9 protein-coding genes are annotated in these 8,543 nt (G+C 71.2%); 5 read left to right on the forward strand and 4 right to left on the reverse strand.

Going from position 1 to position 8,543, the window contains the following annotated elements; all coding sequences use genetic code 11:
- Window positions 1–136: 136 nt before the first annotated feature.
- On the reverse strand, window positions 137–652 hold the full coding sequence (gene phnG / locus APY03_RS09985; RefSeq protein ID WP_068676348.1) for a phosphonate C-P lyase system protein PhnG: 516 nt from the start codon (window positions 650–652) through the stop codon (window positions 137–139).
- Between the two features lie 77 nt (window positions 653–729).
- On the opposite strand from phnG, the gene phnF reads away from it, so the two are divergent.
- The 3 genes from phnF to phnN all read left to right on the forward strand — a co-directional run bounded on the left by phnF (window position 730) and on the right by phnN (window position 2,865).
- The gene (gene phnF, locus APY03_RS09990) at window positions 730–1,491 is read left to right on the forward strand and encodes a phosphonate metabolism transcriptional regulator PhnF (RefSeq protein ID WP_068676350.1); all 762 of its coding nucleotides are present in this window, start codon (window positions 730–732) and stop codon (window positions 1,489–1,491) included.
- Window positions 1,484–2,188: a DUF1045 domain-containing protein gene (locus APY03_RS09995; protein WP_068676352.1), complete on the forward strand. Its 705-nt coding sequence runs from the start codon at window positions 1,484–1,486 to the stop codon at window positions 2,186–2,188. Before phnF ends, APY03_RS09995 begins: the two co-directional genes overlap by 8 nt.
- A gap of 116 nt (window positions 2,189–2,304) precedes the next feature.
- Complete coding sequence (gene phnN / locus APY03_RS10000) at window positions 2,305–2,865, forward strand: phosphonate metabolism protein/1,5-bisphosphokinase (PRPP-forming) PhnN (RefSeq protein WP_232324216.1); 561 nt, start codon at window positions 2,305–2,307, stop codon at window positions 2,863–2,865.
- Here phnN and APY03_RS10005 read toward each other — a convergent pair.
- Together APY03_RS10005 and APY03_RS10010 are read right to left on the reverse strand one after the other, a co-directional pair.
- Window positions 2,862–3,671 (reverse strand): hypothetical protein, encoded by an 810-nt coding sequence (locus APY03_RS10005; protein WP_232324217.1) that lies wholly within the window; start codon window positions 3,669–3,671, stop codon window positions 2,862–2,864. The two genes, phnN and APY03_RS10005, sit on opposite strands and share 4 nt — an antisense overlap.
- A 182-nt stretch (window positions 3,672–3,853) precedes the next feature.
- Window positions 3,854–4,702: a LysR family transcriptional regulator gene (locus tag APY03_RS10010; RefSeq protein WP_068676356.1), complete on the reverse strand. Its 849-nt coding sequence runs from the start codon at window positions 4,700–4,702 to the stop codon at window positions 3,854–3,856.
- 106 nt (window positions 4,703–4,808) lie between these two features.
- On the opposite strand from APY03_RS10010, the gene APY03_RS10015 reads away from it, so the two are divergent.
- Window positions 4,809–5,843, forward strand: coding sequence for a zinc-dependent alcohol dehydrogenase family protein (locus tag APY03_RS10015; RefSeq protein WP_232081183.1), 1,035 nt, complete (start codon window positions 4,809–4,811; stop codon window positions 5,841–5,843).
- 37 nt (window positions 5,844–5,880) lie between these two features.
- On the opposite strand, the gene APY03_RS10020 is transcribed toward APY03_RS10015, so the two are convergent.
- The gene (locus APY03_RS10020; protein WP_068676358.1) at window positions 5,881–6,564 is read right to left on the reverse strand and encodes a peroxiredoxin-like family protein; all 684 of its coding nucleotides are present in this window, start codon (window positions 6,562–6,564) and stop codon (window positions 5,881–5,883) included.
- 185 nt (window positions 6,565–6,749) lie between these two features.
- Here APY03_RS10020 and APY03_RS42400 point away from each other — a divergent pair.
- Window positions 6,750–8,543, forward strand: a 1,794-nt coding sequence (locus APY03_RS42400; protein WP_198161234.1) for a cache domain-containing protein, incomplete at its 3' end; no start/stop codon positions are given.

The following is an 8,543-nucleotide window of genomic DNA, read 5'->3' on the forward strand; positions in this document are numbered from 1 at the left end:
TGACTCGCCCGCCGGGGCGAAATCCCGGCTCCGCACTCAACCCAACAGCAACGTAAGAAATCAAACGAACGCGTGCCCCCGCCCCCCTCCGGAGGGGAATCGAGCAAAGCCCCGCCCGGGATTGCCACCCGATGTCTCATTGGCCTGCCTCTTCATCGCCATCCGCCCCCCCGGCTTCCCTTGCCACAGTGAAGAACTCCACCTTGCTGGCCTGCGCCCGCGCATGGCGCCCGGCACGTTGCTGCGCCAGATGCCGGCGTACCGGCTCGAGCAGGCTGGCGTCGAGCGCCTCCTGCCGGCCCGGGTCCTGCAGCAGTGCATCGGCCACGGCCGCGAGCTGCGCGTGCCGATGCGAGCGCCCCAGCACATAGGCAACGCCGACGGCCGCGCCTTCCTGCGCGACGCCCTCCAGGCGCAGTGCGCAGCGCGTGACCGTAACCTCGCCGAGGTTGAAGCGCTCGCCCGTGCCGCCCGCCCGGCCCTGGACCATCATGAGCCCCGTTTCCGGCGCGCGCAGCCATTGCGGCGTACGTCGAGCATGTTCGCCCAGCGCAGGCTCCAGCATCGAGAGCGGTGCCCGCGCCAGCACGGCCATCCACTGCGCGCGGCCTGGCGGCCGGTTCGCAGGGTGGTTGTCAAAGGCATGAAACATCGGGGTGGTACTCTGGGAAAGTTGTATAGACAAATCAAGCCACTGGCGCCAGCTTAGGCGCGACCCATGTCCTTTTCATGACAACCACGACGACGTCTTCCCCCGCGCTGGCCATCGCGCCGCGCCCCGCGCGCGATTCCTTTTGGACGCGCATCGCGGCCGAGCTCGCCGAGGCGATCGCGCGCGGCGTCTATCCACCCGGCGAGCGGCTGCCATCGGAGCACGCGCTGGCCGAGCAGTTCGGCGTCAACCGCCACACCATCCGGCGTTCGCTGGCCAGTCTCAGCAGCCAAGGCTTGCTGCGCGTGACGCAGGGCAGCGGCACCTACGTGGAGGAGTTCGCGGTCGAGATGGTGCTGGCCAAGCGCACGCGGCACCACCAGAACATGGCGCTGGCCGGCCTGCGCGGCGGGCTGCGCGTGCTCGATGCGAGCACCGTGCGCGCGGGCGCGGCACAGGCGCGCGCCCTGCAGGTGCCGGTGCGCAGCCCACTGCTGCGCCTGCAGGTGCTGGGCGAGGCCGAACAGCAGCCGCTGCACGTCGGGGAGCGCTTCTTTCCGCTGCCGCGCTTCGCGAAGCTGGAGGCCGTGGTGCGCGAGACCGGCTCCATCACCGCTGCCTTCGCCGCCCACGGCGTGGACGACTACACCCGCCACGAGAGCCGCATCACGGCGCAGATGCCGCAGCCCGAGGTGGCGGCGCAACTAAGGCAGTCCGTCGCGCGGCCGGTGCTGCTGGTCGAGAGCGTGAACGTGGACACCGGGGCGCAGCCGATCGAGTTCGCGCGCACCTGGTTCGCGGGCGACCGCATCACGCTGACGGTGACCCACGATGACTGAGGCGCCGCATCGCTTCGCGGTCTATTTCGCGCCGCGCGCACACAGCCCCTGGTGGCTGGCCGGCAGCCGCTGGCTGGGCCGCTGCGCCGCACGCGGGGAGCCGCTGCCGCAACCGCCGGTGCCGGGCTTGTCCGCGCCCGACCAGCATCGGCTGACGAAGGCGCCGCGGCGCTACGGCTGGCACGCGACGCTCAAGGCGCCCTTCGCGCTGGCGCCGGGCGTCGACGAGGCGCAGCTGCGCGCCGAAATGCGCGCGCTCGCCGCCGGGTTCGAGGCCTTCTCGCTGCCGCCACTCAAGGTCGCGATGCTCGACGACTTCCTCGCGCTGGTGGCCGATGGGGACGCACAGGCGATCGATGCCCTGGCCGCCGCCTGCGTCACCCGCCTGCAGCCGCTGGCGGCACCGCTCGCGCCGGCCGAGCTCGAGCGCCGCCGCGCGGCCGGACTCACAGCTGAGGAAGACGCGCTGCTCCTGCGCTGGGGCTACCCCTTCGTGCTGGAGCGCTTCCGCTTCCACCTCTCGCTCACCGGCTCGCTGAAGGACGCCGCCCCCCCGGCGATCGAGGCGTTGAAGGACGCGGCACGCCACCGCTTCGATGCCCTGCCCCCGTGCCGCGTCGACAGCCTCTCGCTGTTCGTCGAGCCCCGGCCCGGCGCGGACTTCATGCTGGTCGAGCAGATGGCGCTGAGCACATGAGCCGCACGGCCGCTCCGAAGGCGAATCGCACCGCAGCCGCAGGCGAAGGTGCTCCAGTGACCCGCACGGCCGCTCCGAAGGCGAATGGCACCGCAGCCGCAGGCGAAGGTGCTCCAGTGAAGGGCCGTCTCGTCTACGTGATGGGTCCCTCGGGCGCGGGCAAGGACAGCCTGATCGCCTGGCTCAAAGACCACCTGCCGCCGCACCTGCCCCTGCACCTGGCACGCCGCACCATCACGCGGCCGATCCGCCATGGCGACGAGCAGCACCACAGCGTGAGCGAGCAGGCCTTCGTGCTGCTGCACCAGGCGCAGGCCTTCGCCCTCGACTGGCAGGCCAACGGCCTGCGCTACGGCGTGCAGCACGACGAACTCGCGCCGCTGCATCGCGGCAAGTGGGTGCTCGTCAATGGCTCGCGGGCCTACCTGCCGCACGCCCTGGCGAGGTTTCCGCAGCTGGCGGTGGTCCACGTCACCGCCAGCGTCGAGGTGCTGCGGCAGCGGCTGATGGCGCGCGGGCGCGAAGCGCCCGAGATGGTCGAGGCCCGGGTGCAGCGCGCGGTGGCTTACCTGCCCCCGCCCCATGCCATCGAGGTGCGCAACGACGGCCACCTCGCCGAGGCGGGCGCCCGGCTGCTGCAAGCGCTGGAGCGGCTGCGCGCCTGGAATCGCGCCTAGAACCGCGCCTTGAGGAAGGCCGAAGGCCCCTTCAGCTTGACCCGCAGCCGCGCCGTGCTGCTCAGCGCATCGAAGTCGCGCTTGAGCTCGACCTCGGTCACCCCGTAGGAGAGCACCACGCCCACGTTCTTGACGGGGAACCACTCGACGCCGAGCGCGGCGTTGTAGATGTGGCCGCGCAGGTTGTTGCCGCCCTTGCGCACGCCCGACACGTCGGCGAAGAGGCGCAGGTCGGGACTGATGGCGTGGCGCACGCCGATCTCCAGCAGCGGCGCAAAAGCGTCGTCGCTGTCGCGCTGGCTGAAGGTGGCGGTCGCGCCGTTCACCCCGGCCAGGGCGTTGCTGTCCAGGCTCACGCGGTAGTAGGCCAGGCCGGCGCCCAGGCCCAGCACCGTGTTGCCCGAGCCGATCCACCACTTGTAGGCGAACTTGGCGAAGTCCAGCTTGAGGTCCAGGTTGACGTTGCCCAGCGCCGTAACCGAGGTCGGGCCGATCGCGAAGTTGTTGGCGAAGCCGGTGCCGTAGTCGCGGTTGAAGCGGTAGTAGTCGAGCGAGAAGCCCTGGCTGTCGCCGATCAGCACATCGGCCGTGATGCGCGGCATGGTCACCTTGCTGCCTTCGATGTCACGCGTGTCGAAGCGGCCGTAGGGTGTGTTCAGCCCGGCGTCGAGGGTGGGTTCGGCATGGAAGGCGCCGACAGAGAAGCTGAAGCGATCCAGCGCCGGCGAGGGTTCGGCGAGGGCTGGGGTCGACAGGGCGAAGCCGGCTCCCGCCAGCACGACGAGGACGGAGGGACGCAAGAACATCATGAAAGACAACCGATGGACGGCGGATGCCCGGCATGAAGTACCGATGTCGTGGCCACCGCGAAGCTCCCCTGGGCGCGACCGCGAATGTAGGCGGCGCGGGCGCGGCACTGCAATTTCCGGATGGCGGCTCCGCATGTAGGAGGGTGCCTCGCGGAACGCGCGCCTCGGGCGCGTGTGCCTTAGCCGAATGCGCTCGTCATGTGGTCGATCAGCGCCCGCAGGCGCGCCGACTGCCGCATGTCGCGGTGGTAGCCCAGCCACACGTCGCGGCCGGGCGGCGGCTCCCCGAGGTCGATCGATTGCAGCTGCGGGATCCGCGCGGCCAGCGGCATGGGCAGGACGGCAAGCCCGAGGCCCTCGGCGCACATCGCCGCCTGCGCCTCGCGGCTGTTGCTGCCGAACGCAATGCGCGCGTTGGGCAGCATGCGCCGCAGCCACAGGGCGTCGGGGAACCCGCGGAATGCGGTGTCCATCGTCAACAGCGTGGCCCCTGCGCCGTCGCCGGCCTGCGGTGCGGCGCCGCCCGCCGCGCCGTAGAGCGCGTAGGGCACGTGCATCAGCTTGCGCTGCAGGACGTCGGGCTCGTCGAACGGATGGATGCGCAGGACCAGGTCGGCCTCGCGACGCGAGAGGTTGAGCAGCCGTGCGTCGGTGAGCAGTTCGACCTGCACGCCGGGATGGCGGCGCATGAACTGCGCGAGCACCGGCGACAGCATGTGCACCCCGAACCAGTCCGAGGTCGAGACGCGAAGCAGGCCCTCCAACTGCCTGGACTCGCCCGCGACGTCACGCTCGAAGGCGAGCGCCTCCTCTTCCATCTGCTCTGCATGGGCCAGCGCCGCCTCGCCCGCGGCGGTGAGCACGAAGCCTTCGGGCGTGCGCTGGAAGAGCGATGCGGACATCGAGGCTTCGAGGGCCTTCAGCCGCCGGCCCATCGTGGGCTGCGACACGCCAGCCTGGCGGGCAGCGGCGCCCAGCGTGCCGTGGCGCGCGACCGCCAGGAAGATCTTGATGTCGCTCCACTCCATCGCTGGTCCATTCAGTTTTGCATGAGGAGCTTGCGATTCTGTCGATTTACATTCATTCGTGCAGCACCAACACTGGATGCATCTCCCACCCCCGAGGAATGAATCCATGTCCACCCTCCCCGCTTCCGATTCCGCCGCCCCCGTCGCGCGCATGCGCGCCCACGTGCTGGACGAGGTCGATGGCCCGCTGCAGCTGCGCGAACTGCCGCTGCCTCGCGCCGGTCGCGGCCAGGTCCTGGTCCGGATCGATGCCAGTGGCGTCAACCCGCTGGACACGAAGATCCGCGCCGGCCAGGCTGCCCACGCGCGCCAGCCTCTGCCGGCGGTCCTCGGCATGGACCTGGCCGGCACGGTCGAAGGCGTCGGCGCCGGCGTGAGTCGCTTCGCTCCGGGCGACAAGGTCTACGGACTCGCCGGCGGCATCGGCGGCTTGCAGGGCTCGCTGGCGGAGTACGCCGCCGTCGACGCCGACCTGCTGGCCCGCGCGCCGTCGAACCTGTCGCCGCGCGAGGCCGCGGCCCTGCCGCTGGTGTTCATCACCGCCTGGGAGGGCCTGGTCGACCGCGCGAACGTGCAGCCGGGCCAGACGGTGCTCGTCCATGGCGGTGCGGGCGGCGTCGGCCACGCCGCGATCCAGCTGGCGCGCGCCCGCGGCGCGCAGGTCTTCGCGACGGGCAATGGCGCGCAGCAGGAGACGATCCGGCGCCTCGGTGCAACGCCCATCGACTACACCGCCGAGACCGTCGCGCAGTACGTGCAGCGCCTGACGGACGGCGAGGGTTTCGACATCGTCTACGACACGGTGGGCGGGCCGGTGCTGGACGGGTCTTTCGAGGCGGTGCGCATCTACACCGGCCATGTGGTCAGCGCGCTGGGCTGGGGCACCCATCGGCTCGCGCCGCTGTCCTTCCGGGCGGGCACCTACTCGGGCGTGTTCACCCTGCTGCCCATGATCACCGGCCGCGGCCGCGCCCACCATGGCGAGATCCTGGCGCAGGCGAGCCGCTTGGCCGAGTCGGGCCAGCTTGCGCCGCTCATGGACGCGAGGCGCTTCGGTTTCGAGGATGCCGATGCTGCACAGCGGGTGGTGGCGGCGCAGCAGGCGCAAGGACGTGTGGTGGTCGAGATGGGCACGGCATGAGCACCCGCCGCCGACAGCCGCGCTGCCGGCCGGCGGCTCAGCGCCCGAGCAAGCCGGCCGCGGCCGTGATCTCCGCCGCGTCCGGGAAGTAGCACAGGCTGCTCGGCCCGTCGGGCGCCTCGATGTGCTCCCAGGCAATGATGCCGGCTTCGTCGATGAGGAAATGCCCGACCAGCTGCGTGGCATGGCTCGCCATGATCGCGCTGTCGGCGTCGTCCAGCTCGAAGCCGTCCTGCGCATTGAGCGCGGCGTTGGCGGCCATCGGCTGCGTGGGCTGCGGCAGCTCGCCGGTGGGGTTGATGCGTGCCGCCTCGAAGTCCGCCATGCGCATGCGCGAAGGCCACTGGGGCGTCTCGCTGCTGCCCTCGGGCAGGAATTCCAGGCGCGGCACGCCGAAGGCCTGGTGCGTGCTGCAGTCCGGGTCCGCCAGCAGCAGGAGTGGCATCGGCCGGTAGCCGAAGTACAGGCGGGCGCGTTCCACCGGCGTGTTGATCACCGCCACCGTCTCGACCCCTGCGGCGCGAAGGGCCGGCTGCATGTCGGCGAGCTGCCTCACCTGGCGGCGGCAGAAGGGGCAGTGCAGCCCGCGAAAGAGGCCCAGCACGAAGGGGCGACCGCGCAGGTCCGCGAGCGACACCATGCCGCATTCGCGGTTGGCCGCGGGGAGTGTGAATCCGGGCGCGGGGTCTCCCGGTTGCAGCGGGTGGTGCAGGTCTCCCACGGGGCACTCCTTGGTCGGGTGGCTCTCGCGAGCGGGCGGGGCGTTCGACCGTATCACTTGTCGAGCGGCGGCACAACGTGCCGTGCCCTGTGCCCGCCCCTCGCACCGGCCCCCTGTGCGGCGCCGCGCGAGTGAACCACAATGCCATTCGGGGATGAATGGACCGGCACACGGTGGAGGTGTCCATGCTGATCGACGCGGATTCGGACATGGCCCGGGCGCCGCCGGGCTCGCCCCCAGTCGCGAGCGGCGCGGTCGTCATCTACTTCTCTGGCCACGCGCGCAGACGCCGCAACGAGCCGGAGGCCGAGAAGGCGCAGGCTGCTGCCACGCGCATCGAGCAGTACGTGCTGAACATCGAGCAGCAACTGGGCTGGACCGCGCTGCCGCGCGTCGATGGCCCCGGCAGCAATGCGCGCGAGGCACGCTACATCGAATACCTGAAGCTGCTGCGCCAGGCACCACCGATCACCGAAGTCGCGTGGATCGACAGCAGCGGTCACGAACAGCTGCGCATCTCACGGCTGGCCATGAACGAGTTCGGCAGCGCCGTCGACCGATCGGCCGAGCCGGCCTTCCGCAACGCCATCGAGGGCCGGACCGGGTTCGGCCCCGTTCACTTCCGCATGGGCACCGAGCCGTACATGACGCTCGCGCGCCCCGCCGGGCCCGGCGGCGGCGTCACGATGGCCGAGCTCAACCTGAAGTTCGTCTGGGACGTGGTCTCGCGCATCCGGATCGGCGCGGGCGGCCTGGCCTACGTGGTCGATGCCGACGGCACGCTGATCGCCCACCCCGACATCAGCCTGGTGCTGAAGAAGACCGACATGAGCGCACTGCCGCAGGTAGCGGCACGGCTGCGGCCCGGCGCCGGCGACGCGGGGGAGCTTGCACGCGACCTGTCCGGCCAACGGATGCTGGCGGCCCATACCCCGATCCCGTCGCTCGGCTGGACGGTGTTCGTCGAGTCGCCCCGCGCCGAGGCCTTCGCGCCGCTGTACGTCATGCTGCAGCGCATGGGGCTGGTGCTCGTGCTGGCGGTGCTGGTCTCGATGGTGGCGACCTTTTTCCTGGCGCGAGCGCTGGTGCGCCCGCTGCGCGCGCTGCAGGCAGGCGCAGCGCAGATCGGCGCCGGCGACCTCGACCGGCGCATCGAGGTCCGCACCGGCGACGAGCTCGAAGGCCTGGCCGACCAGTTCAACCGCATGGCCGCGCAGTTGCGCGAGTCGTATGCAGGGCTGGAGCGCAAGGTAGAGCAACGCACCGCCGAGCTGCGCGAAGCGCTCGCCTACCAGACCGCCATCAGCGAGGTGCTGCGCGTCATCAGCGAGTCGCCGAGCGACGTGCAGCCGGTCTTCGAGGCGATCCTCGACTGCGCGGTGCGGCTGCTCGGCAGCCCGACCGCCGCCGTGTTCCGCTATGACGGACGCCTGGTGCACCTGGTGGGCCAGCGCAACTGGCCGCCCTCTGCGATAGAGAACGCGAGGCGCTTCTACCCCGGGCCACCGGACCCGCGCATGATCAGCGGCCGGGTGATCGCCTCGCGCAAGGCCGTGACGATCGCCGACGCCTCGGCGGATGCAGCCTACGACCCCGCCACCGCCACGACCGGCCACTGGCGCCGCATGCTCGGCGTGCCGCTGCTGAAGGACGGCGAGCCCATCGGCGCGATCGCGGTGGCCTGGACCGACGCCGGCGAGACGCCGCAGCGCCAGGTCGAGCTGCTGGCGACCTTCGCCGGCCAGGCCGCGATCGCCATCGAGAACTTGCGGCTCATCAACGAGACCCAGGACGCGCTCGCGCAGCAGACCGCCAGCGCCGAGGTCCTGCGGGTCATCAGCAGCTCGGTGGCCGACACCGGGCCGGTGTTCGACGCCATCCTCGACAGCTGCGAGCGCTTTCTCTCGGCGAGCGGGCTGGGCATCGCGCTGGTGGACGAAGGCGGCATGATGCACAACGGCGGCTTCCGCGGCGCCCGC

Source organism: Variovorax sp. WDL1 (assembly GCF_001541225.1).
Lineage (GTDB): Bacteria > Pseudomonadota > Gammaproteobacteria > Burkholderiales > Burkholderiaceae_C > Variovorax.

Excerpts from the sequence above, each read along its gene's own strand:
- phnG (WP_068676348.1), bottom strand. The coding sequence starts at position 652 with ATGTTTCATGCCTTTGACAACCACCCTGCGAACCGGCCGCCAGGCCGC.
- phnF (WP_068676350.1), top strand. The coding sequence starts at position 730 with ATGACAACCACGACGACGTCTTCCCCCGCGCTGGCCATCGCGCCGCGC.
- APY03_RS09995 (WP_068676352.1), top strand. The coding sequence starts at position 1,484 with ATGACTGAGGCGCCGCATCGCTTCGCGGTCTATTTCGCGCCGCGCGCA.
- APY03_RS10005 (WP_232324217.1), bottom strand. The coding sequence starts at position 3,671 with ATGTTCTTGCGTCCCTCCGTCCTCGTCGTGCTGGCGGGAGCCGGCTTC.
- APY03_RS10010 (WP_068676356.1), bottom strand. The coding sequence starts at position 4,702 with ATGGAGTGGAGCGACATCAAGATCTTCCTGGCGGTCGCGCGCCACGGC.
- APY03_RS10015 (WP_232081183.1), top strand. The coding sequence starts at position 4,809 with ATGTCCACCCTCCCCGCTTCCGATTCCGCCGCCCCCGTCGCGCGCATG.